The sequence below is a fragment of the Rhodococcus sp. IC4_135 genome (genome assembly GCF_011602025.1).
GTDB classification, from domain to species: Bacteria; Actinomycetota; Actinomycetes; order Mycobacteriales; family Mycobacteriaceae; genus Rhodococcus_F; species Rhodococcus_F baikonurensis.
In genome coordinates this window covers 17,434-43,053 of sequence record NZ_JAAOLG010000021.1, presented here as the reverse complement: position 1 = coordinate 43,053, position 25,620 = coordinate 17,434, and the positions used below count along the sequence as shown (strand labels likewise).

The following is a 25,620-nucleotide window of genomic DNA, read 5'->3' as shown; positions in this document are numbered from 1 at the left end:
CACTCGCGAGTGCATGGCAGCATTTTCCGAAATGAGGAGATTGGGGCAAAGCACCACGGCAAACAGGACAAACCTCACCTCGACCGCCCGCGAAGCGTACGGCCTAGTCGTACACGTCCGGGAGCGGGCGCCGGCATCTACCGGTCTCATCGGTCCTCTGCCTTGTATGGTCGTCGAGACTGCCCTCCCGGCGTCAGCGCCCCATCGGTTGGGTAGAGCACATATGGTCCTGCAATGATGCACGGCCCAATCTCGCAGTTGCACCGAAAGCTCGCTCTCACTCGTCGATCTCGGCCAGAGAACCACGAACGGCACGGAGGACCTCACGAGATCAGTCCGAAAGCGAACTCCATGCCACCACAGCATTTTTCGCCGTGTCGCAAAGTCAAGACGGTCGGTGCTACGCCTGCAGCGCAAGTTTTCCAATCTGTAACTTCGATTATCTGTGCGCTAGCCGCCGAAAAGCAGTCCAGTGCAAGCCGAACCTCTACGCAATACAGTCAGGAGAACCTGATGACACCACACCCGAAGAGGGAGCATCACCGTGATCCGTCAAACGCCTGAGTCCGCGGGCGTGAGTGGTTTCAGCGACCGCCTCAGTGCTCGTTGATCCCAGGCCCTTGATGAGTGTGTATTGCGCACCGATTCGACACCGTAAAATCGACCGGGAAGCCATGCAGTGCAGTTATTCGCGTAACACGCGAATCTCGGATCTCTCCATCCCAGGCATCGTCGTGATCGCGCGCAGCGGGAGTTGGCATGCCATGTTCGAGCCCACGAGCTTTCATTTCCCCGTTCACATAGTAGAACCGCGCCTTTTGATTCGGGGTGTGGCGATCAAACCTGTCGTACAAGTATTGGTACTCCGCGACCAGGTCATCGCCCGTCATTCGGTAAACCGACAGAGGCGCCTCGTCATTCGTCATCGAATCGCCTCCTTGATACAGCGGCGCCGCAAGAGAATCTCGAAGACCATTCCCCGGCCGAGCGGACTTCGCAACGTGGATTTGCGGTTGACCCACGGGACAATTACACACCTGTCTCCGACGGGGTCAAAGGATGATCCCAGCTTTCGATCGGCTTCGGTCATGCCACCCCAGGTTCCGTACGGCTCACCAGCACCCAGGGCATACTCGCGACAACTACCGAGCAGGGGCAGTTCTGACAAATCCGCCGAGTCGGCGAATCCCACCGGCTTCCAGCAGTAAGACCACCCTCCACCGGCACTCGAACCTCGCCTTCCGTCACGCCCTCACCCGAATAACCTATAACCAAACCCGTGACTGCATTCAAACAAGCAGCAGGAAGGCAAGACACGAAGGAACCCCCCGCCGCCTCGAACGCACCAGTCGCGCCCCGCGACGTAGCCTACGAAGATCATTCTTTGGGCACTCATACGTTGTCTTCGCTTCGAACGCCACCGTGGACGTGCCCGTCGAGCTTCAATTCGATCACGAATCGCTCAGCTCAGACCGGCGTAGGAGTGCAATCCGGACACGACCATGTTGATGATGAACAGATTGAACAGCATCGAGACGAATCCTGCGATGTTTATCCAAGCGGCTTTGGTCTCGCGCCAACCTGCGGTCGCTCGGGCGTGGAGGTAGGCGGCGTAAATCACCCAGGCGATAAACGACATCGTCTCTTTGGGATCCCACCCCCAGAACCGACCCCAGGCTGCCTCCGCCCAGATCGCGCCGAGGATGACTCCGATACCAAAGAGAGGGAAGCCGACGATGACGGTTCTGTAGGCCAACCGGTCGAGTGTCTGGGCGTCGGGCAAACGACGAGCCATCGAACCTACAGGCCCGCGGCGCTCCGCGCCGGCGGGCTGTCGGATCCGTAGTAGGAACGCGAGGCTGGCCACGCCGGAAACCAGGAAGACGCCGCTGCCGATGCTGACGATTGTGACATGGATCGGAAGCCAGTAGGACTGCAGAGCCGGAACGACAGGCGCTGCGTCGGCGTAGAGCAGGGTTGCCGCAACGAACATCAGGATTAGGACCGGCGCCAGAAGAAAAACCCACATCGCGCGGTATGTCTGCCCACGCAGAAACACGATGCCAGTCGCCGTTGCGGCCGCGGTGGCCATGGTGACGAACTCGTACATGTTGCCCAACGGGAAACGTCCGGTTGCGAAGCCACGCAACACGATCGACACAAGGTGCAGTCCCAAGCCCACGACGAGAACCGCGGCACCCATGTTGCCGAGACGCTCGGGCACTGGCTTCGGCGGAGCCGAAACGATCCGTCCGGGCACTTCCGGCGACGGCGCCGAGACTCCCCCTGCCGCCACAAGCTTCCTGCTCCCCAACTCGAACCGGTGGACGTGGTCGGTGCGTGTCGCGGCGTAGTGCCAGATCAGCAACACGAGGGCTAACAGATACACGGCGAAGGCCGACTGGAACGACAGGTCACTCAGCCTGGCAATGGTTTGGTTGATGGGCACGGTGGGTCCTCTCCTGAGCCATCCGGGTTCTCAGATCAGATGCGGCCGCACCCGTCCAGCGAGTTTCTACTACTCGTACGTCATTCGTGGTCCATTAATCCGTGCCGCAGACTTGGCAGAATCGCACAACCTACAATTCCGTCTGGGATGCGCCGGACCCGCCGTACGCGTCATTGCCCGACCTCGGCGCACTGCGGTTTCGATCAGTCGTCCGTTCAGATCAGCATGCCCGTAGAGGTCGGCGAGGGCACATATTGACTACTATGCCCGATAGTAGTCAATGTTGTGTGGCTCAACGGGGAGTCACCCGGAAAATGAGGCTGCCGTCGGATACCGCGTTCCGCGGCGCTGAGTGATATGCCAAACCCCTCAGGGCGCAAGGGCTCGCTGACGCAACGAACATTGCCATGTCACCGAGCGAACACGTTGACGCATTGATCTGCTGACCGACCCTCCGGGGACGCGACTTCGCGCTCACGGCAACGCTTCTAGGTGCACTGGACCACGTGCGCGATAGATGGGCGGATGTATGAATACGCTCACCAAAGGCGGGGTCGACCGTGCATCCGCATTGAGCCTCTGCTCCGACAACCTCACAACCCGAACCGCTACGCCAGAAGTCGCCGAGCTTGAGAGTCGCCCCAAACGGCTCCCAAACCGGACTTTACATGCATAGGTGCGCATGTAACAATACCGGAGCGGGAAGGCTTGTCCGCGAAGCGAGAAGGTGGCGTGCTTGAAGTTTTGGTCGCGAGTTTCAACCATGCAGATGCGTCGTCACCGGCGAACTGAGTCGCAACTGACCGAGCCGCGCCGAACTTAGGCCACGCTTGTCCGTCCACCGACCTTTCAATCGGACATCAATAGCCGTCGCGCGAGTGTGCGCATCCTGCGTGGCTCGTCCCACCACCCACCGACGCGAGGAGTGCCGATGACCGAGTCAGCGACCGACGGAGCCCCCACGCATCCGGTGATCCATCTCTCACAGCTACTGAAGCGACCAGTGATCGCACGGAATGGGGACATCGTCGGCGCCCTAGACGATCTGATCGTGCGATTGCTCGGCGTGGACACCTACCCGACGGTATCCGGGCTGGTAGTCAATGTCGGTGGTCGGCGAATGTACGTTTCTGTCGAACGGATCGAGCACCTCGACGGGGACCGGGTGATGCTGGCGCAGAACAAGGTGGACCTGCGCGGGTTCGAGCGCCGCGAGGGCGAGGTACTGCTGCGTTCCGACGTCCTTGGCCATCGGCTGATCGACGTCCCGGCCGCGGAGCTGGTGCACGCCTACGACATCGAACTCGAGAACCCCGGTCACGGGTGGGTACTCGCACGGCTCGACACTCGCCGCCCGGCCCGGTTCTTCGGCTTAATCAAATCCCATGGAGGACACGCCAGTCGGGATTGGAAAGCGTTCGAACCCTTGATCGGCCACAAACACAGCATGGTAGTGCGGCGGGTCGGCGGGCGAGTCGGCACCCTTAAACCGGCGCAGATTGCAGATCTGCTCGAGGGCGCAGACAAGCGCGAGGGTGGGGAAATCCTTGACCGCGTCCACACCGACCCCGAGCTTGAGGCGGACGTTTTCGAAGAGCTCGACCCGGGCAAGGCCAACAAGCTGCTCGCCGACATGAGCGACGTCGAGGTGGCCGGTGTGCTTGGTCTCATGCGCGCAGACGACGCCGCCGACGCAGTCGCAGAGTTACGACAGTCCCGCCGTCGACGAGTGCTCGATCTGATGCCGGCCGGCCAACGCACGAAGGTGATCACACTAATGGGGTTCAATTCGTCCAGCGCCGGCGGCCTGATGAGCGTCGACGTCATCTCCTGCGCCGCCACCGCCACTGCGGCGCAGGCCCTGTCGGCAATCTCAGCAGCACGGTCCATGCAGCCCGAGGCTCTGCTGAAGGTGCACGTGCTCACCGACGCCGGCCGGCTGATCGGGGTGGCGTCGGTCATCCGGCTGCTGCAATCGGAGTCGGTGACCCCGATCGTCGACATCATGGACACCGACCCTGTGCGCGTGACCCCCGTGGCGGACCTAACCGAGGTGGCGGTGCTGATGGCCGACTATAACCTCGCGACGATCCCAGTCGTCGACGATGCCGACCACGTCGTCGGCGTGGTCACCGTCGACGATGTCCTCGAGGCCTCCATCCCCGACGACTGGCGACGGCGAGAACCTGCACCGAGGCCCATCGTCGAGCGCGCCACCGACCACCCTACGACCAACACCACCTCCACAGATCCAGGCGGTGATGACCGTGGCTGAACCCGAGATCACCGACGCCACCCCGGCACATACGCCTGTCGGTATGCCTGAACCGCGACCGTCCGCAGTCCTCGATTCCGCGCACCTCGGCGACATCGAGGGGGCGCTCGGAAGAATCAGTTTGTCCGACAAGGAATCTCGCCGCACTTTCAAGGCTCGGATGCTGACCATGTTGGCGATCGTCGGGCCTGGCCTCATCGTCATGGTCGGTGACAACGACGCCGGCGGTGTTGCCACCTACGCGCAGGCCGGCCAGAACTACGGGTACTCGCTGCTTTGGGTGTTGCTATTGTTGATTCCAGTGCTGATCGTCAACCAGGAGATGGTTGTCCGACTCGGGGCGGTGACCGGGGTGGGGCATGCCCGGCTGATAAACGAGCGCTTCGGCCGCGGGTGGGGCTGGTTCTCGGTCGGCGATCTGTTCGTATTGAACTTCCTGACCATCGTCGCCGAGTTCATCGGAGTTTCACTGGCCGCCAGCTACTTCGGCGTCTCACGGTACATCGTCGTGCCGACCGCTGCGGTCGCGTTGATCGCGATCATGGCCACCGGCAGCTTCCGCCGCTGGGAACGTGCGATGTTCGTCTTCATCGCCGTCACGGCGGTACAGATCCCGATGCTGCTGCTCTCACACCCAGACTGGGGTCGCGCTGCCCGAGACTTCGCGATTCCGGGCGTCCGAGGCGGGATCACCTCGGACGCGGTGTTGTTGATTATCGCAATCGTCGGCACCACTGTCGCGCCGTGGCAACTGTTCTTCCAACAGTCCAACATCATCGACAAACGGATCACCCCGCGGTTCATCAGCTACGAACGAGCCGACACCGTCCTCGGGGCGCTGGTCGTCGTCGCCGGCGCAGCGGCATTGATGATGACCGCCGACTACGCCGCCCGCTCAACTGGCAGTGTCGGAGAATTCGTGGACGCCGGCGACATCGCGCGCCTACTCAGCGCGAATGGTTCCGTCCTCGGCCCGATCTTCGCGATCGTGCTTCTCGACGCCTCGATCATCGGTGCCGCTGCGGTCACTCTGTCGACCAGCTACGCCTTCGGTGACGTGTTCGGGATCAGCCACTCGCTACACCGAGGGTTCAAGGAGGCCAAACCCTTCTACCTCTCATACGGTGCCATGGTCCTCCTTGCCGCGGGGATCGTGCTGATCCCCGGCGCACCGCTTGGACTGATCACTACCGCCGTGCAGGCTCTTGCCGGACTGCTCCTGCCCAGCGCGAGCGTGTTCCTGTTGCTGCTGTGCAACGACCGGCAAGTACTCGGACCCTGGATTAATCCGCGCTGGCTCAACCTCGTCGCCGGGCTGATCGTCGCGGTCCTGCTGATGCTCTCGGGAATCCTCATGGCCACCACCGTTTTTCCCGACCTCAACGTGGTGACCGCCTCAATATACCTAGGGATAGCGTTGGTCGTCGCTGGCATCGTCGCAACAGTTGGCGTGCGGTGGCTCGACCGGCGCCGCGGCGTAGTCACCGCTCTGCCCCCTGACGTCGGGCGAGAGGCAAAGATGCAGTGGCGGATGCCGCCGCTGACGCTGCTCGAACCGGTCGTGTGGTCCTCCGGAACGAAACTGGGCATGCTGGCCTTGCGGGGCTACCTCGTCATCGGCGCGATACTTCTCGTGGTCAAGGCTATTCAACTCGGCAGCCGATAGGATGCCGAGCCGCAGCCAAATGAGAGTGCGAGTACCAGCAGCTCGGGAGTCACCACCACGCGGGATGCCGGTCTCGATGCCGTGCTCGAGAACCTCACGGTCGCTGCGCCGCAGACCCAGGCAGAACCGGTAGGTGACGAAGAACGCGATCGGGGGGCAGCAGCACCATGCCGATTCGGCCGATCCACATCATCGCGTTCAGCGAGATGTTGAACTTGTACGCAATGATGTCGTTGACGCAGGGGATCGTCAGACCAGGTAGAACGCGATGACCATCGCGCCGATCGCGGTGCGGACCGGAACGTCCCGCGGACGCTGCAGCAGGTTTGCCTGCGTGCGGTGGTAGTCGGAGATTCAGCACCGATCGCAGGGCTCGCGGGTTCGGATGCTGCGCTTCCTCGTCGTGGTCGTGGTACTGATGGCCGACTATAAACTCGCGACAATCCCAGTCGTCGGCGTGGTCACCGTCGACGATGTCCTGCCGCCGGGCAGAACAACTTGACTCCGTAGCCGGGTACAGGGTTCACAATGGCAACATGCGTAGCAGTGAACTGGCCACCCTCACGGGTGAATGTGCAGACGTTGCGGTACTACGAACGGCGCGGACTCCTGCAGCAGCCTCCACGATCCGCCTCGGGATACCGCTCATATCCGGGATGAGGCGGTCGAGATTATCCGGTTCGTCAAACGCACCCAGGAACACGGCTTCAGCCTCGAGGAGATCAACGAACTTCTCCACCTCTACGGTGGCGGACCGGACGATTGCGACGCAGCGCGGAGACTCGCCCAGAAGAAGATCGCCGAGCTCGACGAAAAGATCCGAGATCTGCAATGCATGCGGGCCTCATTGACCGAATTCGCTTCCACCTGTGCACTACCGCGAGCTGACCGGCACTGCCCCATGCTCCAGACATTGCACACCGACGAAGGAACACCATGATTCAACTCGAAATTTTGCAAGTCCTGGACTGCCCCAACGTGCCGCTCCTCGAACAACGAATCGAGCAAGCTCTCGCGGGTGTATCGATCGAATGGGAACTGCGCCACCTGGTCATCGAGGATTCCCAATCAGCAGCACTCGCGGGTATGGCCGGGTCTCCGACGTTGCTCGTCGACGGCCACGATCCCTTAGCCGAGTCAAATCAGATCCCGAGCGTGTCCTGCAGGCTCTATCGCGATGCCGCGGGCGCTGTCGACGGCGCTCCTACTGTGTCGGCGCTGAGGAGAGCATTCGGAATGGATTGACCAACGTGGACAGTCGTTGACTGCTGCTCCGAATTCGGCTTCGGCAGCAGCGATCGCCGCGACCTAGCCCCTTCCCGGGTGACACCGGGGGATGAAGGAGGCTTCATCTATGCCGGCGTGGCCGCGGGAAACTTCTTCACGCGGTGCGCGACGCGCGACGCCTCTCATCTACGACCATCACCTCGTCGTTGATCCGGCGTCGCAACGATCGGAATGCGATCGCAGAGATGGCGAATCCGAGCAGCAAGGCCCCGAACAGTGACAAAGCGCCGGGGATTTCGAGGTCGAATACGGCGTTGATTCCCATGACGATCACTGCGAGCCCAGCGATCAGGGCGAGTCGAGCTGCGGTGTAGTACACCATCAATCGCACAAGCTTCGACCGTGCGATTCGTGTCATTCGCGTCGGCGGCCCTTGATGTGAATCCAGTGCTGGAATTTCGGGGCGGGCCGACGAGCTGGGACGACCCTCCGGGGCGGATTGACGTTTCACAGTGCTCGATTCAATAGTTGGACTCGGGCCCCTGCCGCTGCTGAGCGAGGGCCGGTGGAAGAACCAATATAGCTACTATGCACAATAGTAGTTCAGTGTTGTTCCCCGATTCGCCGCACCATACTTGGAGGAAGTGTATGCAGGCACGGTCGCGATGGCTCATGTTCTTCTTGGCCGTGATCGCCCTCCTTGTCGTGGCAATCTGGCCTCGATCCGAACCAACCGAATCCCACTCCCCAACCCGACCGCAAATGCCCCCGGCCGCATCCCAAGACGACGGCGAAGCTCTCGACCCGAGCTTCACATCTGCGACCGCAGCAGCGAAGGTTTCCTGCCCTGCGGCCCCGGCGGCACCGCCCGTGAACGGAAAACTCCGGGGAATCAAAGCGACGTGTCTTGGCGAGAGCACTGAAGTCGACCTCGGCGCAGCGCTGTCCGGGGAACCCACCTTGATCAATCTCTGGGCTTCGTGGTGTGGGCCGTGTCGATCGGAGATCCCGGTTCTGAACGATTACGCAGGCAGCCCCGGCGCCATCCGTGTGGTCGGCGTCAATGTCCAGGACGACATGTCAGCAGCACTAGCACTTCTCACGGACGCCGGCGTGCGCTATCCCTCGTTCGCCGCCATCGACGACGTCGGAATTGCACTGTCGGCGCCGCCAGTTCTGCCGCTGAGCTTCCTCGTCCAACGTGACGGGTCCGTCGACCAGGTCACAGCCCCCATGGTTTTCGAAAACACGGACCAAATACGCTCCGCCGTAAGTGAGTTGATGAAATGACAGTCCCCACACCCACGCGACAACGGATGCACCGCACCCCCCGAGCGCATGCCCATCCCCTCTCACTCATTGCTATCCTCACCGCGGTGGTCGTCGCCGCAAGTGGGTGCGCGAGCGGTACCGACGCGGTCGCTTCGGGTGCGAACTTCGATTTCGTCTCGCCTGGGGGGCAAACCGATATCTTGTACGACCCACCCGAGTCGCGAAATAGAATCGGCGCATTGGCCGGGCCTGACCTTATGACCGACGGTAACGATATCTCACTGACTGACTACGCAGATCAGATCGTCGTGATCAATCTGTGGGGACAATGGTGCGCCCCATGCCGCTCCGAGGCCGACGATCTCGAACGCGCCTACGAAGCAACCAAAGACCTCGGCGTTCAGTTTCTCGGGATCAATGTTCGAGATCCTCAACGTGACAAAGCTCAGGACTTCGTCGTCGACAACAACGTGAGCTACCCCTCGATCTACGACCCGTCGATGAGGACCTTGATAGCGCTCGGCGGAAACTATCCGACGAGCGTGATTCCCTCCACGTTGGTGTTGGATCGTCAGCATCGCGTCGCCGCAGTGTTCCTTCGTGCACTTCTCACTGAGGATCTACAGCCTGTCATCGAGCGTGTGGCGGCCGAACGGTGAACGACTTTGCCCAAGGCATCGGGTCCAGCTTCCAGACCGCCGCCTCGAGCGGTCCGTTGCTGCTCGCCGTAGCGGCGTGCGTTTTGGCCGGTCTGGTCTCTTTCGCCTCACCGTGCGTGGTGCCACTGGTTCCCGGATACCTGTCGTATCTAGCCGGCATTTCCGGAGCTGATTCTCCGGCGGTGACCCCTGAAGACGCGACCACGAGACCCGCAGCAGGCAGATGGCGGGTGACAGGCGCGGCAACGATGTTCGTCGCGGGATTCACGGTGGTGTTCGTTTTCGCCACCGCATCGGTATTCGGCGTGATCAGCACCCTGCGCATCAACGAAGACCTGCTCCAACGGGTGGGCGGGGTGATCACCATCGTGATGGGGTTGACCTTCATCGGCCTTATTCCTGCCCTGCAGAAAGACGCACGATTCGCGCCGCGACGAATCTCCTCCCTTGCCGGCGCACCTTTGTTGGGGGGCGTGTTCGCGTTGGGCTGGACACCATGTCTCGGCCCCACTCTCGCAGGGGTTCTTTCGGTGGCGGCCGGAACTCAAGGCACGACGGCAGCGCGCGGGGTGCTGCTGATCGTCGCCTACTGTCTAGGACTTGGATTACCGTTTATCGTGCTGGCGTTCGGGTCGGTGAAAGCGCTCCGAGGCGTCGGATGGCTCAAACGCCATTCACGAACGATTCAGATCGTCGGCGGAATAATGCTCGTCGCTGTCGGTCTGGCACTGGTCACCGGTGTGTGGGGCGTGTTCATCGGCTGGTTGCGCAACGAGTTTGTCAGTTCGGTCGTGTTGCCGATATGACAGAGAGTGTCCCCACGGGAGCTCGCATCCGTCGCCTCCCGAGACTGATTATCCGAGAAAGCATTCGAATGCTGCGCCAGTACTGGCGCAGATTGACGTCGATGAGTACCGCGCTCGTGCTCCTGTTCCTCTTGGCGCTGGCAGCACTCCCCGGAGCAATGCTGCCTCAGCGAAATCTCAACGTGCAGAAAGTGTCCCAGTACATTGCGGCCCAACCAACCCTTGGCCCACTGTTCGACAAGCTGGAGTTGTTCGACGTCTTTTCCAGTTTCTGGTTCACCGCAATCTACGTTCTCCTGTTTCTCTCTCTCATCGGCTGCCTGTTTCCACGCTTGCGGGCGCATCTCGGCGCACTCAGGAGCCAGCCTGTGCGGGCACCTCGGAATCTGTCCCGGTTGCCGCACCATTTCCGCGGCGAGGTAGATATCTCTCACGACGAGGCCTTGACGAGAGTGCGCCGGTCTCTCAAGGGTTGGCGCATCGCAGTCAATCCCGAAAATGATTCCGGAGTATCGGTTTCGGCGGAGAAGGGATATCTGCGCGAGGCCGGGAATCTGGTTTTCCACTTCTCGTTGATCGGGTTGCTCGTCACCGTCGCCATCGGCAAGCTGGTGGGGTACGAGGGTTCGGTCATCGTCATTGCCGACGGTGGTCCTGGATTCTGCAACACCTCACCCGCTGTGTACGACTCATTTCGCGCTGGAAGTGCAACTGACGGAACTGGTCTCGCACCGTTCTGCATCAAGGTCAACGATTTTTCCGCGGACTATCTCGATACTGGTCAGGCCGAAATGTTCACCTCCAACATCTCATACCAGAGCGGGCAGGACATCGCGACCAATACGTGGAAGGACTACCGTCTTCGAGTCAACGAACCGTTGCGTACCGATGGCGCCCGCGTCTATCTGACCGGCCACGGGTACGCGCCGCAGTTCACCGTCACTTTCCCCGATGGCCAGTCCCGTACCGAGACAATGCAGTTTCAACCGGACGACGCGGTGACGTTTCTCAGCAGTGGGGCGTTGCGTTTCGATCCACCCGGCGGTTCGTTCCCCGATCCGAACGAGCGCCGGAAGAATCAGATTGCCATCGAGGGACTCTTCGCGCCGACCGCGGCCTTCAGTGGGACGCTCCTGACTTCGTCGTTTCCCGACGCACGTGATCCTGCGGTCGCGATCGACATCTACAAGGGCGATACGGGTCTGGATACCGGCATTCCGCAATCGATCTTCTCGTTGAATACGGAGATGATCAACCAAGGAAGGCTGGTCAAACAAGATCGTGTGAACCTTCGACCGGGAGAGACGCGGACTCTCTCTGACGGAACACAGGTTCGGTTCGACGGGGCCAAGGAATTCGCCAATCTACAGGTGTCGTACGACCCTGCGCAACAGTGGGTTCTCGTCTTTGCGATCACGATGATGCTCGGACTTCTGACCTCGCTCGTGATCAGGAGGCGGCGCGTGTGGATCCGTTTACGCCCGGGGGCAGCACCGGAGCAGGTCGATCTCGAACTCGGAGGCCTCGCGAGGACCGATCATGCAGGGTGGGGCGGCGAATTCGACGATCTTTGTGAGAAATTGTGGACGGACCAGCACAGTTCTCCTTCTACGGGAGCGGGCCTGTGAGGGTCCCTTCGTCCGAACGTGCACTCACTGCCGACGGTGAACTCGATGCATGCCTGAAGAGTGGTCGCCCCAAACGGCTTTACGGTGGGAACGCTTTGCGTCTCGCGCTTTCGGTGGGCGCTGGGTGGCTGCTATTTCTCAGTTTTCCGCCGCGCACGCTGTGGTTTCTGGCCCCTGTCGCCATCGCCCTGCTGACCGCCGTTCTCCAGGGTCGCAGTCTCCGTGCGGGTTTCGGATTCGGCTATGCCGCGGGACTGGGATTCTTCGTTCCCTTGCTGCCGTGGGTCGGAGCGTATGTCGGTGCAACGCCTTGGTTGGCGTTGGCGGCGATTGAAGCGCTCGCGTTCGGCGTGTTCGGCGTACTGGCAGTGGCCGTCGGTCGCGCTCCCCTTTCCCCGGTGTGGATTGCGGGTGCATGGGTCACCGCCGAAGCACTTCGTAGCCGAATTCCGTTCGGCGGTTTCCCGTGGGGGCGTTTGGCCTTCGGGCAGGCGGACAGTCCGCTGCTGCCGTTGGCTTCGATCGCAGGGGCGCCAGGTCTTTCCTTCGTGACTGCACTGACCGGAACTCTCATCGCCTGGTCACTGGCCGGACCCTCCCGTGTTCGATGGCAAGCATTGGCGAAGGGTGGCGTTGCCGTCGTCCTCATCTTTGTGAGTGCATTGGTGACAAGTTCTCCCGGTGCCGCCCCTGACGAGGTCGTCACTGCTGCCGTCGTTCAGGGCAACGTGCCGCGACTCGGCCTCGATTTCAACGCCCAACGCCGAGCGGTGCTCGATAATCATGTTGCCCGCACCGAGCAGCTCGCTGCCGATGTCGCGGCGGGTCGCGCAGCCCGGCCACGGCTTGTTATCTGGCCCGAAAATGCTTCGGATATAGATCCTTTGGTGAATCGGGATGCGGCAGAGCGACTGGACCGAGCAGCCCGTTCGATCGGGGCACCAATCCTGGTCGGTACGGTTCTCGTAGGTGAAGCGAGCACATCGATCAACAGTGTCATGGTGTGGGATCCCACGGATGGCCCTGGCCAGCAACACATCAAACGACAACTCGTGCCGTTCGGGGAGTACCTGCCGCTCCGACCGATCATTCGTGCAGTGTCGTCGTACGCCGATTCTGCGGGCAATTTCGTTGCCGGGAATGGGAACGGTGTCGTCGACCTCAACGGAGTTCAGGTAGCTGTTGCCACGTGTTACGAGGTGGCCTTCGACGATCTGGTGACCGAGTCGGTCCAGGCGGGAGCCACCGTCATCGCGGTTCCCACCAACAATGCGACCTTCGGCCGGACGGAGATGACCTTTCAGCAATTGGCCATGTCGCGGGTGCGGGCAGTCGAGCACGGTCGCACTGTGTTGATCGCCGCGACCAGCGGTGTCAGTGCGATCATCACGCCGACGGGAGAGGTACGCCAACAGAGCGAGATCTTCACAGCACAGGCATTGACCGACGAGATCGCCCTGCGTTCCGATCTCACACCGGCAACACGTCTGGGCGCGGTTCCCGAGATCGCCCTGGCGGTGATCGTCCTTTCTCTCGCTGCCGCATCTCTCTTCGGGGGCGCGTACCGCTTCTGTCTCGGCAGAAGAACGAAACCATGAATTACTATGATTGATAGTAATTCAGTGTCGGTGCCAGCGCGCAAGGGAACGAGTCCACCAATGTCGAAGAACCGCAAGAAGAACACACCCCGCCCCCGCGGCGGTGGGGTGCCCGGTGGCCGAAGTTTTCCGTGGTCGATATCGATCGCAGTCCTGATTATCGCCGGCCTGGTCTCGGTCATCGCCTACAACATGGTGCCCAAGGCCATCGAGAGGACCGAAGCACAAAAATACGCTCCGAGCGCGGACAACCCGGACCCCTCGCTGTCCATCGAAGGGGTAACCGAAATCGAATACGCGGCCGGCAATCATATTCAAGCGCCTCAGCGCGTTGCATACGATCAAACTCCCCCCTTGGGAGGAGCGCACGATCAGTACTGGGCGACATGCACAGGCATCGTCTACCCGGAGCCGATACGCACTGAGAATGCGGTGCATTCACTCGAGCACGGTGCGGTCTGGATTGCCTACAACCCCGACTCGTTGAATCCGTCCGACGTCGACGCCCTTACCTCCCAAGTCAACGGTAAGCCGTATTCCCTGATGTCACCGTTCCCTGGCATCGATTCCCCCGTTTCGATTCAGTCGTGGGGGCACCAACTCAAAGTCGACAGCGTCGACGACCCCCGTATCGCAAAATTCATCACCGCCCTCAAACAGAACCCGAACACCCATCCAGAGGCCGGTGCCAGCTGTGCAACGGTCCCGGGAGGATTCGACCCGAACGCTCCTTTCCCCTTCGACGCATCTCCGCCAGGCCCTGACGCGATTCCCGCAGCGTCGGAGCAGTCAGCCACTGGTCTTCCCGCAGCAACGACCCCACCTGCGCCGGCGATCACGAGGAGTCGCGAAAATGGTTGAACACGAGGCGGTATCGATTCAATCCGAGTCGGTATCCGATTCATCGGGCAAACGCCATGCCACGCCGGCCGCAGTGTTGGTGGTCGGTATTGTCATCGCTCTGTTGATCGGAATCATCATCGGCCTGTGGGCAAAGGGGCGGATCGAGAACACCTCGCAGGGGGTCCCAGCCGTCGGCGCAGTGGAGGTCGGCTTCGCGCAGGACATGTCGGTTCACCACGGGCAAGCGGTCGAGATGTCGTCCCTCGCATTGGTGAACACTGCCGACCCCGCTATCCGTACGCTCGCGTACGACGTCGTCACTACTCAGCAAAGTCAGATAGGAATGATGCAGGGGTGGCTGTCCATCTGGGATCGACCCGCCCGGAGCACGGGCGAGTATATGGAGTGGATGCCCTCAACTTCCTCGGCGATGAATCACTCGATGCCCGGCATGAGCACCGGACAAAGTGATTCCGGCGTAACTGAATCAGTCGCGATGCCGGGAATGGCTTCTCCCGCCGAACTCGCGGAACTACGCACCCTGACCGGACCGGCATTTGAGATTCGCTATTTGCAATTACTGTTGCGCCACCATCAAGGGGGAATTCCGATGGCCCAATACGCCGCTGACAATGCCGATCTCCCCGTCGTGACAAATCTTGCTCGACAGATCGCCGCTACACAGCAGGCCGAATCGACCGCATTGCGAGAACTGCTCGCAGTGAGAGGTGCCCAACCGATCCCGATGAACTGACCACTCATCTCACACACCGTCGCATCCGCCGAACCCGATCATCGAGATGCCGAGAGCAGTCATCGACGGGGAAGGGTTTTGAGGAATTCGTTGTAGGCCTCGAGGTCGACGTCACCGTCCCTGGCGGCCTTTTTGTCGACGGCGGCGTTGGTGCGGGTCTCGTCGCGATTCCACCTCATCGCGAAAACCACCATGATGATCAACGCGACGGGTTCTCCGTACGACCATGCCAAAGCCCCCGCCATTTGTTGATCGGCCATCAGATCGACGTTCCAGGACGCCGGCGGATTGGTGAAGGTACTCAGGAGTGGCGAGGTTGCCATCATCAGGATCACGCCGATGAAAACATGGAGAGGCATTTCGACGAAGAGGTCGAAACATCGACCCAGGTTGCTTTGCTTGACGGGCAACGGCCCAGATGAGAGCACCGGAACGATGAACAACACTCCAGTGGCCAGGAAGAAGAGCTCCAGGCCTGTGTGACCGACCCAGGACGACGCCACCAGGTCGAATACCGGCGAGAGGTAGATGCCGTAGTAGCTGAACAGGAACAGTGGAATCGTGACGCCGGGGTGTAGCAGAATCTTCGCCGTCCGGCTTCTGAGTGCCGTCAATGCCAGCTTGAGGATCGGAATTCCCCACCCTGTGTGAGGGGTGGAGCGCAGCAGGAGAAGACCTGGGCTGCCGAGAACGAGCAGTGGTGGAATCGCCATCGACAAGGTCAAATGCTGGAACATCCAGATACTGAAGAGTTCGTACCCGTAGCCCTCGACGGCGAGCCCCGTGACCAGGATCAGCAATATACAGCCGAAGAGGAAGCTGGCCGTCCTCGTCCACGGCCACACCCGACCGGAAGACGTCACCCGGTAGACACCCCAGCCATACCACGCTGCCAGTAGGACTCCGATCAGTGGTAGGACCGGGAGCGGCTGCGGCGCCCACCCCACCATTGCTCCGAACGAAGGCACGGCCTCGGGTAAACGTATCCAGTCCATCACCTACGTGGTCCCTCCCCGCTCGTACTGTGTTGTAACATCTCAGCGCTTCGAGCGCTTGTCTCCGCGGAGAACGATGACCATCCCGATCACGAACAGGATTGCCACTGCGCCACCGAGAATCGGCAACAACAGTGGGGATCCGTCGTCGGAGTCGGCATCGGCGGTCGCCGCCGACGGCGCAACAGTTGCCGGAGGTGTTGCACCTCCGGGAAGCGGCGCCGCATTGTTCTTCGCCGCGTTCAAGGTGAAGGAGTACGACCCCGTGATCGGGTGTCCGTCCTCAGAGATCACCCGGTAACCAACGGTGTAAGTGCCAGACGACATCTGACCGGTCGTCACGAGAGAAACGCGCTCTCCCTGCACCGACGGCTCCCCGGCTCCGACCTGCGTCCCGTCGGCCGCACTGACGGTCACGTTCGCGAAACTCGTCTGAATCTCCTGATTGAAAACCAATTCCACCGAACTCGGCGCAGTGTCGAGAACTGCGTCGGCGGATGGAGTCGATCCGACCAGTGCACTGTGTGCTTGCGCGGTGCCTGCGCTTATGAGCGCACACCCCGCAGCCACCAGCAGCACAACCATTGCACGCCTCAAAATCTGTTCCTCCTACTCGGCTCACACCATCGAGGTGCGGAGTCCGGCGATCGATGCACACCGCACTTCGCTGAGACAATACCTCCGACTACTATGTTGCATAGTATTCAGGGCTGTGTGGTGGCCGGAAGGTTGCACGCATCGACGAACACCGACCAGGTAGGCGGATCCATGAAGTTGACCACCAACGCGAAATTCTCGATAGCCCTGATAGCTGTCTTCGCTGTCGTCCTCGGCGCGCTGTTGCTCGGCAACCGCAGCGGGAGGGAGACAAACAGCGCCAGCGCTTCGGACGCATCGGTTCTTCGCGACGACACGCATCTACTTTCCTCTGCGCCGGACAACGATGTCGTTCTGGTCGAATTCCTCGACTTCGAGTGCGAGGCATGCCTGGCGATGTATCCGACGATGGAGCGGATACGTGCTGAGTACGCTGACCGCATCACGTTCGGTGTACGGTACTTCCCCATTCCCAGTCACACGAACAGTCGACTCGCGGCGCGAGTCGTCGAAGCGTCGTCCAGGCAAGGGAAGTTCGTGGAGATGTACCAGCGAATGTACGACACGCAGACCCAGTGGGGCGAGTCGTCCGAATCTCAAGTAGCCCTCTTCCGTACGTTCGCCCAGGATCTGGGACTCGACATGGCGACCTTCGAAGCAGATATGAATGATCCCGCAGTCGCAGAGCGTGTCGAAGGGGACTTCAACGAAGGTATCGACCTGGGCGTGCAGGGCACACCGACGCTGTTCCTCAACGGCGTCCAGTTGCCGTCCATGCCGACATATGACGATCTCACCGCTCGCATCGACGCAGCGCTGGCCCAATGACATCAACGGGAGCACGCGGTGCCCACGTCGACACTGGTATACCTCCGACTGTCGACTCGGCCCCGAAAGTGTGCTCCCCCTATGTCGTCGGATGGATTCTCACTGCAGCAGGCGCTCTCGGCTTGGCGGCGTCTCTGATACTGACTATCGAGAAGTTTCAGCTTCTCGCGGATCCCTCATATCGCCCGTCCTGCAGCATCAACCCCGTCCTCAGTTGTGGATCGGTGATGAGTTCTCCACAAGCCTCGATCTTCGGTTTCCCGAATTCGATCCTCGGTATAGTCGGGTTCACCGTCCTACTGACCACGGGAATCGTGACCCTCACCGCCGCAAAGGCACTACCTCAGTGGTATTGGCGCTGTATCGTCATCGGCTTGCTCACCGGAGCGGTGCTGGTTCACTGGCTGATTTTCCAAAGCCTGTACAGAATCCAGGCACTGTGCCCATACTGCATGGTCGTGTGGGTGGTGACGATGACAGCCCTCTGGTATGCCATTTTGCATCTAGGTGCTCGTAGCGCGTCGACCTCCTCGCGAATCGTGACCGTCGGCACCGAGAAACACACTCTCGTGCTTACTATCTGGATCGTGTCCGTCGCGAGCATGATTCTCAGCGCATTCTGGGACTACTGGTCGACACTGGTCTGACGAGTCCCACGAAAATCTGCCAACGCCGTCGCACTCGGCCAACTGTTGCACGATCAGTCAACCTTCAACTCAACTACTATGGATCTTAGTTTTTAGATCCGCAACCCTCCCGAGTAGAGGGCGATGAGGCCAGGAGAAGGAGACGAATATGAAATTCATGGGTGCAGCGAAAGCGCTAGTCGACAAGGGCAAGGAGGCTGCCTCGAAGAACGCAGACAAGATCGAAAACGCGATCGACAAAACCGCCGCGTCTGCCGAAGCCAAGACCGGTGGAAAACTGACCAGCCAGATCCGGAGGGCTGCGCTTGCGGCAAAGAGAGCGATTCCTCCGAAGAAGTAGCGACTCTCTTTGCCTTGCCGCCTGATTGCTCGTTGGTCTCCACGCCGTACGACTGAGAATCGGCGTCGAGAGCGCGAATAATCTCGCTTCGGTGTGCCCCCCTCGTGACAGCACACCGAAGCGAGGAGCGCTCAGGGTTCGGTCTGCGGAATCACGATACTCGCGTGAAAATCTCTGTGCCACAGCCGCGCAAGGAGGGCGTAATAGGATTCGGTTACCCTCGATTGCGTCGAGAGCGCCGCTTCCGACGACTCGATTGTCGTCGGAACGAGAAGGAGGGCACGATTCGCCAATGCCGCCGCGGAACTCCCGATATCCATCACTGCGCCACTGATACTGGCCGCGGCGTTCAGCACGGGGTCTGGAAGGACAGTGGTGGAACGCATGAAGGTCCGCTCTGCGTCAACGAAATCCGCTCCGGTCTGGAGATGATTCTCGATTGCGGCGATTACTTCGCTGACTCGACGGGTGTGAACCCGAAGTTTGCGGGGGTGCCGGATGTGGCGACGAGATACCGGTGGCAAAGTCCGCAACCGGGCACCAGCATGGTTCGCCACGCCGCCGTCGAGAGCGGTCGGCAGTACGTCTCGAATCAACCAGTCCGTGAGTAGGGCGGCAGCGGTATCTGTTGCCGGGACGATGACCACCGGCATTGTTCGTGTTGACATTGACTTTCCCATCGGTATGGCCGCCGAGCTAATTCTTCTCGTCATCATCGGACGTGGATGCGGTAAGTACCTTCTCCGATTCTGATGAACTCGTCTCCGGCCGGTGACCGGCCCCGACGTGTGCTTCTGCTCGCATCCGAGCAACCATGTGCGGGTAATGCAACTCGAAGGCCGGACGCTCGCTGCGGATGCGCGGCAACTCGGTGAAGTTGTGACGCGGCGGCGGGCAGGTCGTTGCCCACTCCAGCGAGTTTCCGTAGCCCCACGGATCGTCGACAGTGACCACTTCGCCGAATCGGTAGCTCTTGAAGACGTTCCAGATGAACGGGAGAGTGGAGGCTCCGAGAATGAAGGAACCGATGGTCGAGACTGTATTGAGTGTGGTGAACCCGTCCGCGGGTAGGTAGTCGGCGTAACGACGCGGCATACCCTCGGCACCGAGCCAGTGCTGAACGAGGAACGTCATGTGAAAGCCGACGAACGTGGTCCAAAAGTGCCACTTGCCAAGGCGCTCGTCCATCATGCGACCGGTCATCTTCGGGAACCAGAAGTAGATACCGGCGTACGTCGCGAACACGACCGTACCGAAAACCACGTAGTGGAAGTGGGCGACCACGAAGTAAGTATCCGTGACCTGAAAATCCAGCGGAGGGCTCGCCAGCAGCACACCGGACAGACCACCGAAGAGGAAGGTGATCAAGAATCCGAGAGAGAACAGCATCGGTGACTCGAACGTCAGGTGTCCCTTCCACATCGTGCCGATCCAGTTGAAGATCTTCACACCCGTCGGCACGGCGATCAGGAACGTCATGAACGAGAAGTACGGCAGGAGAACCGCGCCCGTCGCGTACATGTGATGCGCCCACACTGCGATCGACAGCGCCGCGATACCGAGCGTCGCGTAGACCAGGCCGCTGTAGCCGAAGATCGGTTTGCGGCTGAAGACCGGAAATATCTCCGAGACGATACCGAAGAAGGGCAGCGCGATGATGTAGACCTCGGGGTGGCCGAAGAACCAGAACAGGTGCTGCCACAGCAGGACTCCGCCATTCGCGGGGTCGAAGATGTTGCCACCGAGGCGACGGTCGTAAAGCAGTGCGAAGAGTGCGGCGGTCAACAGCGGGAAGGCCAACAGAATCAAGACAGAGGTGATGAAGATGTTCCACGTGAAGATCGGCATGCGGAACATCGTCATACCGGGAGCGCGTAAGCAGACAATGGTGGTGATCATGTTGACCGCGCCGAGAATCGTGCCGAGACCGGAGACGAGAAGCCCCACAATCCACAGATCCGCACCGACCCCAGGTGAGCTGACTGCCGAACTCAGAGGCGTGTAGGCCGTCCAGCCGAAATCTGCGGCACCTCCGGGAGTGACGAACCCGCCCGTAGCGATGAGAGCACCGAAAAGGTAGAGCCAGTAGCTGAACGCGTTCAGTCGCGGGAAGGCGACATCCGGCGCACCGATCTGCAGGGGGAGAACGAAATTGGCGAATCCGAACACCACCGGCGTCGCGTACAGCAGCAGCATGATCGTGCCGTGCATGGTGAAGAGTTGGTTGTACTGCTCGTTCGACAGGAATTGCATGCCCGGAATCGCCAGTTCGCTGCGCATGATCAGCGCCATGAGCCCGCCGATGAGGAAGAACGCGAACGAAGTCACCAAATACATCAAGCCGAGCGTCTTGTGATCGGTCGTCGTCACAAGGTTCCGCAGCACCGATCCCTTCGGCGCCCGTCGCGCGGGGTACGGCCGGGCGGGGATCGGGGGTGATGCAATTGCGGTCATAGTCAGCCCGCTTCCTGTCGAGACGCAAATAGAGTGTGCGACAGAAGCATAACCCAAATACTACGTTGCATAGTTTTTGGGTCCGGGTGGCGCCTCGGCCACCCTTTCCGACTGCCGTCAGGTCACGAGGGCATGAGCGGACGCAGAGAAGACGACCATGGTGGTCAACGCGGCGATGACGGGAACGATCATCGGGAGCATCGCAGCAGAGATGCAGACCAGTTTGGTGCCGCGAATCCGGGAATCCGTCTGCAGCCTGACCAAGCGCACCGAGATCTCGTCGTCACCGAGCCCGAGAGTCCACACCGGCTGAGGTAGCGGCGACGTCGCCACCACGCGCAACGCCGACCTGACGGCATCGGGGCTGGTGGCCTGTGCGGCCCGATCATCGGCAGCGAGCTCGACCAGCCGCCGCACCGCAGCGGGAGCCGCTTTGAACAGCGGGATCACCGGCAGCGCCTTCGCGAAGACTTCACACACATTGATGATTCGGTGATGGTGACCTCGCAAGTGTGCCCGCTCGTGGGCGATCACCGCTTCACGCTCGGATGCAGTCAAGCAATCGGAGAGACCTTTGGTCGCTACGACGAATCCCGGCCGTCCAGCGACGCTGTAGGCCATCGGCATCGGATGATCAAGCCAGAGAACGTCATCCGATGCCGGATCTGCGCGGGCGATGATCGATACGACATCACGGTGGTAGTCGCGGACCTTGGCTCGGCCCTTATGTTGCCGATGAGCCAAGAACAAGCTGCGAACGGCGATGAGCGCGGTAACCGCAACTCCGCCGACAGCGAGCGCTTCCCCGATCCAGGGGGCCATCGCGTGTTGGAAGGCAGTGAAGCATCGCACAAGGGCCTCGGAGAGCCCTTCCGCTGGTGCATGGCTCGGCCACAGAAGGATCACTACTGCCGATACGGCAAGGAATCCCAGACCCACGATGCTGCCGATCCATGCCGCGAGAATCGCTGCAGGAGCCAGAGTGGTCGATTCGAAACGCCGCAAAACCTTGGGCATGAACGCTCCGATGAGCACGGCCCCGAGAAGGAGGACTGCGGCGAGAGTCATCTACCGAACCTTGCCGTGATCCAGTGCTCGCCGCAGTGCCTCGTATTCGTCATCGGAGACGTTTTGCGCGAAGTGCAGAAGCGCTGAAACAGAGTCATTGCTGTTGTCGAGTAATTCGCGCATGGCCAGTGAGGTCGCTTCATCGCGGCTACGCGATGGCGAATAGATGTATGCGCGGCTTCGTTTTTCCCTCTGCACCCACCCTTTTTCGTGAAGGTGCGTCACGACGGTCAAGATCGTGGTGTATGCCTTCGGGGCGCCGCCCTCGAAGCGGTCGACCAGATCCCGCACAGACTGCGGCTCTTCTGCATCCCACAGGAGATCCATCACTTCGGATTCGAGCCCGCCGAGTCTCTTCATCTTCCTTCCCCCTTCGGAAATCGTCGATTGCGTCAGTCACTGACGGCCGGAGGCTGGATCTGTACCCCACGCGCGTCCAACCATGCCATGGGATCGACCTTCTGGCCGTCTGCCTGCCACACCTCGTAATGCAGATGTGGCCCTGTTGATTGTCCCCTGTTTCCTACCGTCGCAATCAATTCTCCGGCACGCACCTTTTGACCCGCGGTTACCAGAGTCTCGTTGATGTGTCCGAAGACCCCGATTGTCCCGTCATCCTGCAGGATACGGACCCACAGTCCGAAACCGGACGCAGGTCCGGACTCGAGTACCGTGCCGTCGGTGACGGACACGATAGGTGTACCGATCTCATTGGCAATGTCCAACCCGTAATGAGTCGACCCCCAACGCGGTCCGTAGTTCGACGTCAATGTTCCGCTGACAGGAGCCATCGTCAGCGGTTGGCGTGCAGCTGCCTCTCTCGAAGCGCGATCGGTGTCGCGTTCGGTGCCTCGAGCCAACTGTTCGGCCAGCCTCCCCAGCTCGGCCAGTTTGGGAACCTGGAGAATTTCCGGAGCCGATGCCAGCGCCTGCTCGAGAGGTGCCAACGGTTGCTGGTCGAGCTCGACGGGAACACTGACGCTCCCTGTCGATGCATGTGAGGCGGATGTGCCGGCGGCAAGCAAAGCGCCGGTGGCGACAGAGAGAACCAAAGCCCGTCCACCAGGACGATTGCGGGACTGTCGGCGATGAGCGCCGCCGCGTCGCGCCTGAACGCTTGCAGCGACGGATTCACGGTCGACTGCAGATGCGGTGGAGATGTACATCGTGTCGACTGGCAGGTCGCGATCGCTGCGTGGCGTGTCGAAAAAGCTACTTTCCCGAAGTGGGCAGTCGAGATCGTCGGTGTCGGGCTTGCGGTGTCGGGCCAAGATCGCATTCCTTGCGTCGCGGAAGGTCACAGAATGGTGACGGTCCCAGACAGCGTACTACTATTTCGCATAGTTTTTGGGCGAGCGTTGACAAAATTCAGAATCTCGACGAGACGCCCCGCTGCAAATGCACCTTCTCCTACTCATCTGCCGCGCGATGACATCTCGGCGAGCAGCACGCGTTGAGGAGAAGCCCTGTCGCGATTGCCAGGGGTATTGCTCCGATCGCGAGTATCAGTCCGGCACCGAACCGTTGATCTCGTGCGAGGTCGTCGAGCCAGCCGCGCTGCAACGATGTGAAGTACTGATCGGCAATCACCGCGTCAGTGGTGATCAGTGCTGCTGCGAGGCCCCCGTAGGCCAAGAACGCCGCAAGGAGCAGGGCCGTCCTGATCGCGGCGCTCGCTCGTCTCGGCAAGGGATCGACGCCGACCATGACCCAGAAGAACATGAAACCGCAGATCAGCAGGATTCCGTTGATCACCAGGTGGGGGACGTGCGAGCCGGCGACAGCGCTGTACATCCCTCCCAGGTAAAGGAGAGGCAGGGCTCCGGCGAAAATCACAGCAATCACATAGGGCTGGGACATGAATCGGAACCAGGAGCCTCTGTACACGCTTTGCGCCCATTCCCTCAGCCCCGGCGCATCTCCGGACGATCGCCGAACGGAGAGCCTGAACAGCGTGAACGGGGCGCCCAGGACCAGACAGAGTGGAGCAAGGACCGCCACGGCGGACGTTGCCGCCATATGCATACTCATCACTGCAGGTGCATACCTACCCACTCCCGATGATGTTGCGACAAGCAACACCAGGCACCCCAGAGCCCAGCTGACCGATCGGAACGTCGACCACTGCACGCCCTGCTGTCGGAGGCGAAAAACGCCGACGACGTAGCACGCAGCCAACACCACGGCGAGAGTTCCGAAAATGAGATCGAATCGCCAGTCGACGAGCAAGCGGCCCGCAGTCGGTACGCCATCGAGCGCATACCCGAGCACCTCCTCGACTCTGCTCGGATCCTGTCGCTCCGTGGGCGCCGGGGGCGGCGTGCGGCCCAGGGCGACGGCGATACCGACGGTTACTGCGAGAACCACCGACTCCACCACTGCCAGACGAATGAAGGTGCGACCGTCGCTAGGATCCTTCGTCAGTTCGGCGATCGCGATTTTCCGTTGGCGCCAACCTGCCAGTCCGGTGAGGACCAAGGCGGCGACTTTGGCAAGAATCAAGACACCGTAGGTGCTACTCCACACCGCGGTGAGCGGCACCCGCACGGCAGCGTTGACCACACCGCTGATCGCTATGACGACGAACGCCATGAGTGCCACGGCCGAGAAGCGGCGCGCGGCGAAGTCGAGATAGCTCCCCTTTCTGCGGGCATGCAACACGAGAGCCGCTATTCCTCCCATCCAAATCGACGCCGCGAGGATATGCAGAACCAAACTGTTCGTGGCGATGTCGTGGGATCCACCCGAAGAGGAGTGACCCGACAATGCCCTGGGGAGCAGGCTGAACAAAGCGAATGCGAGAAGTAACGGTGTCCACGAATATCGCAGGGTCAGACGACACGCAATCGCGAGCACGAGTGCGAGCCCTGCGGTCCATGCCCATGCAGTTGTGACATCGATGTCCGAAATCGCGCGAGCGAACAGCCCTGGATCGGCGAACACGACGGAGAGAGGTTGGCCTGAACTGTCCGAGAGGGTGAGTGGAACGAGCAGCGCCGCGCATACCGCCCAGATAGCGGCGGCGACGCTTGCGGTTCGTAGCGCCAGATATCCGTCGACATCGAGTACACCTGAGGCTTGAGGCGGAACGAGAACGGCAGCCAAAAGTAGACTGCCTACGGTCATCACGGCGGCAACCTCGCCGAACGCCATCACCGCCGGGAGTCCGTAAATCGTCAAGGGCCCCGGATCTGGAAGTCCGAGCAATCGCAGCGCCTCGGAAGTTGATGCGCGCGCCAATGCCGCCGCAGTGATTGCAGCTATGACACCCCATCCCAATACTTTCCGTATGGGTCGTCCGACGACGAGGGTATCGGCGCCGGACGGTTCGGTTTCGATCATTTGCGGGTGGACCTCTCAGCATTGTGGATCTCGCCCGCGCGATCGGCGCTCCGGACCAAAATACTATGACGGATAGTTGCATGGGTGCTTCAGCCAGGGTTTACTGAAACTCTCTCGTTGGCAAATATGCGCATATGAGAATACGACGCTCCAGTCATAGGCGAGAAGGGCA

Annotated in this window: 27 protein-coding genes and 1 pseudogene; 15 read left to right on the top strand and 13 right to left on the bottom strand. The window is 60.9% G+C overall.

The window, feature by feature from the left end:
• Positions 1–596: 596 nt before the first annotated feature.
• From G8767_RS26890 to ccsB, 3 genes are all read right to left on the bottom strand, one after another.
• Entirely contained in the window at positions 597–926 is a 330-nt protein-coding gene (locus tag G8767_RS26890; RefSeq protein ID WP_054827429.1) for a hypothetical protein, read from the bottom strand.
• Positions 923–1,192, bottom strand: coding sequence for a WhiB family transcriptional regulator (locus G8767_RS26885; protein WP_052959928.1), 270 nt, complete (start codon positions 1,190–1,192; stop codon positions 923–925). The genes G8767_RS26890 and G8767_RS26885 overlap by 4 nt, the downstream gene beginning before the upstream one ends.
• 270 nt (positions 1,193–1,462) lie before the next feature.
• Positions 1,463–2,449: a c-type cytochrome biogenesis protein CcsB gene (gene ccsB, locus G8767_RS26880; protein ID WP_047270614.1), complete on the bottom strand. Its 987-nt coding sequence runs from the start codon at positions 2,447–2,449 to the stop codon at positions 1,463–1,465.
• A 931-nt stretch (positions 2,450–3,380) separates the two neighbouring features.
• On the opposite strand from ccsB, the gene G8767_RS26875 reads away from it, so the two are divergent.
• Positions 3,381–4,724, top strand: coding sequence for a CBS domain-containing protein (locus G8767_RS26875; protein ID WP_166812803.1), 1,344 nt, complete (start codon positions 3,381–3,383; stop codon positions 4,722–4,724).
• 43 nt (positions 4,725–4,767) lie between these two features.
• The gene (locus G8767_RS26870) at positions 4,768–6,390 is read left to right on the top strand and encodes an Nramp family divalent metal transporter (protein ID WP_047270656.1); all 1,623 of its coding nucleotides are present in this window, start codon (positions 4,768–4,770) and stop codon (positions 6,388–6,390) included.
• Positions 6,391–6,453: 63 nt separating this feature from the next.
• Here G8767_RS26870 and G8767_RS26865 read toward each other — a convergent pair.
• Positions 6,454–6,717: pseudogene (locus tag G8767_RS26865) on the bottom strand (cytochrome b); the annotation flags it as partial.
• A 201-nt stretch (positions 6,718–6,918) separates the two neighbouring features.
• Here G8767_RS26865 and G8767_RS36605 point away from each other — a divergent pair.
• From G8767_RS36605 to G8767_RS26855, 3 genes are read left to right on the top strand one after another with little or no spacing between them, the layout of a single operon-like run.
• Complete coding sequence (locus G8767_RS36605; RefSeq protein ID WP_223304459.1) at positions 6,919–7,050, top strand: MerR family DNA-binding transcriptional regulator; 132 nt, start codon at positions 6,919–6,921, stop codon at positions 7,048–7,050.
• Positions 7,040–7,330 (top strand): MerR family DNA-binding protein, encoded by a 291-nt coding sequence (locus G8767_RS26860; protein WP_223304461.1) that lies wholly within the window; start codon positions 7,040–7,042, stop codon positions 7,328–7,330. The genes G8767_RS36605 and G8767_RS26860 overlap by 11 nt, the downstream gene beginning before the upstream one ends.
• On the top strand, positions 7,327–7,635 hold the full coding sequence (locus tag G8767_RS26855) for a hypothetical protein (RefSeq protein ID WP_047270607.1): 309 nt from the start codon (positions 7,327–7,329) through the stop codon (positions 7,633–7,635). The genes G8767_RS26860 and G8767_RS26855 overlap by 4 nt, the downstream gene beginning before the upstream one ends.
• A gap of 136 nt (positions 7,636–7,771) precedes the next feature.
• Here the strand turns inward: G8767_RS26855 and G8767_RS26850 are convergent, their stop codons facing one another.
• Positions 7,772–8,035 carry a DUF4229 domain-containing protein gene (locus tag G8767_RS26850; protein WP_080961187.1) on the bottom strand — a complete coding sequence of 88 codons (264 nt, stop codon included), beginning with the start codon at positions 8,033–8,035 and terminating at the stop codon, positions 7,772–7,774.
• A 230-nt stretch (positions 8,036–8,265) separates the two neighbouring features.
• Between G8767_RS26850 and G8767_RS26845 the strand changes: the two genes are divergently transcribed.
• The 7 genes from G8767_RS26845 to G8767_RS26815 all read left to right on the top strand — a co-directional run bounded on the left by G8767_RS26845 (position 8,266) and on the right by G8767_RS26815 (position 15,177).
• Positions 8,266–8,907 carry a TlpA disulfide reductase family protein gene (locus G8767_RS26845; protein WP_047270605.1) on the top strand — a complete coding sequence of 214 codons (642 nt, stop codon included), beginning with the start codon at positions 8,266–8,268 and terminating at the stop codon, positions 8,905–8,907.
• Positions 8,908–8,933: 26 nt separating this feature from the next.
• Positions 8,934–9,548, top strand: coding sequence for a TlpA disulfide reductase family protein (locus G8767_RS26840; RefSeq protein ID WP_047270604.1), 615 nt, complete (start codon positions 8,934–8,936; stop codon positions 9,546–9,548).
• Complete coding sequence (locus tag G8767_RS26835) at positions 9,545–10,354, top strand: cytochrome c biogenesis CcdA family protein (protein ID WP_058228108.1); 810 nt, start codon at positions 9,545–9,547, stop codon at positions 10,352–10,354. The genes G8767_RS26840 and G8767_RS26835 overlap by 4 nt, the downstream gene beginning before the upstream one ends.
• Positions 10,355–10,422: 68 nt before the next feature.
• Complete coding sequence (locus G8767_RS26830; protein WP_223304458.1) at positions 10,423–11,982, top strand: cytochrome c biogenesis protein ResB; 1,560 nt, start codon at positions 10,423–10,425, stop codon at positions 11,980–11,982.
• Positions 11,979–13,580 (top strand): apolipoprotein N-acyltransferase, encoded by a 1,602-nt coding sequence (gene lnt, locus G8767_RS26825; RefSeq protein WP_054827437.1) that lies wholly within the window; start codon positions 11,979–11,981, stop codon positions 13,578–13,580. Before G8767_RS26830 ends, lnt begins: the two co-directional genes overlap by 4 nt.
• A 60-nt stretch (positions 13,581–13,640) precedes the next feature.
• Positions 13,641–14,441: a DUF3105 domain-containing protein gene (locus G8767_RS26820; protein ID WP_047270598.1), complete on the top strand. Its 801-nt coding sequence runs from the start codon at positions 13,641–13,643 to the stop codon at positions 14,439–14,441.
• Positions 14,434–15,177 (top strand): DUF305 domain-containing protein, encoded by a 744-nt coding sequence (locus tag G8767_RS26815; RefSeq protein WP_047270597.1) that lies wholly within the window; start codon positions 14,434–14,436, stop codon positions 15,175–15,177. The genes G8767_RS26820 and G8767_RS26815 overlap by 8 nt, the downstream gene beginning before the upstream one ends.
• A gap of 59 nt (positions 15,178–15,236) precedes the next feature.
• On the opposite strand, the gene G8767_RS26810 is transcribed toward G8767_RS26815, so the two are convergent.
• Positions 15,237–16,172: a cytochrome c oxidase assembly protein gene (locus G8767_RS26810; protein WP_054827426.1), complete on the bottom strand. Its 936-nt coding sequence runs from the start codon at positions 16,170–16,172 to the stop codon at positions 15,237–15,239.
• Positions 16,173–16,214: 42 nt separating this feature from the next.
• Positions 16,215–16,757: a copper resistance CopC family protein gene (locus G8767_RS26805; protein WP_223304457.1), complete on the bottom strand. Its 543-nt coding sequence runs from the start codon at positions 16,755–16,757 to the stop codon at positions 16,215–16,217.
• Between the two features lie 183 nt (positions 16,758–16,940).
• Between G8767_RS26805 and G8767_RS26800 the strand changes: the two genes are divergently transcribed.
• The 3 genes from G8767_RS26800 (at position 16,941) to G8767_RS26790 (ending at position 18,584) form a co-directional block, all read left to right on the top strand.
• Entirely contained in the window at positions 16,941–17,597 is a 657-nt protein-coding gene (locus tag G8767_RS26800) for a DsbA family protein (protein ID WP_047270652.1), read from the top strand.
• A complete protein-coding gene (locus G8767_RS26795; RefSeq protein ID WP_052959927.1) occupies positions 17,594–18,244 on the top strand; it encodes a vitamin K epoxide reductase family protein in 651 nt (216 codons plus the stop codon). Before G8767_RS26800 ends, G8767_RS26795 begins: the two co-directional genes overlap by 4 nt.
• Before the next feature lie 148 nt (positions 18,245–18,392).
• Positions 18,393–18,584, top strand: a complete 192-nt coding sequence (locus G8767_RS26790; protein WP_047270593.1) for an antitoxin — start codon at positions 18,393–18,395, stop codon at positions 18,582–18,584.
• 131 nt (positions 18,585–18,715) lie between these two features.
• Here the strand turns inward: G8767_RS26790 and G8767_RS26785 are convergent, their stop codons facing one another.
• The 6 genes from G8767_RS26785 to G8767_RS26760 form a co-directional block, all read right to left on the bottom strand.
• Positions 18,716–19,252: a hypothetical protein gene (locus G8767_RS26785; RefSeq protein WP_223304456.1), complete on the bottom strand. Its 537-nt coding sequence runs from the start codon at positions 19,250–19,252 to the stop codon at positions 18,716–18,718.
• Between the two features lie 28 nt (positions 19,253–19,280).
• Complete coding sequence (gene ctaD, locus G8767_RS26780) at positions 19,281–21,038, bottom strand: cytochrome c oxidase subunit I (protein ID WP_047270592.1); 1,758 nt, start codon at positions 21,036–21,038, stop codon at positions 19,281–19,283.
• Between the two features lie 117 nt (positions 21,039–21,155).
• Positions 21,156–22,106, bottom strand: a complete 951-nt coding sequence (locus tag G8767_RS26775; RefSeq protein ID WP_047270591.1) for a M56 family metallopeptidase — start codon at positions 22,104–22,106, stop codon at positions 21,156–21,158.
• Complete coding sequence (locus G8767_RS26770) at positions 22,107–22,466, bottom strand: BlaI/MecI/CopY family transcriptional regulator (protein WP_003944627.1); 360 nt, start codon at positions 22,464–22,466, stop codon at positions 22,107–22,109.
• A gap of 32 nt (positions 22,467–22,498) precedes the next feature.
• Positions 22,499–23,377, bottom strand: a complete 879-nt coding sequence (locus G8767_RS26765; RefSeq protein WP_230691701.1) for a M23 family metallopeptidase — start codon at positions 23,375–23,377, stop codon at positions 22,499–22,501.
• Positions 23,378–23,516: 139 nt separating this feature from the next.
• Entirely contained in the window at positions 23,517–25,448 is a 1,932-nt protein-coding gene (locus G8767_RS26760) for a bifunctional copper resistance protein CopD/cytochrome c oxidase assembly protein (protein ID WP_047270589.1), read from the bottom strand.
• Positions 25,449–25,620: the final 172 nt, after the last annotated feature.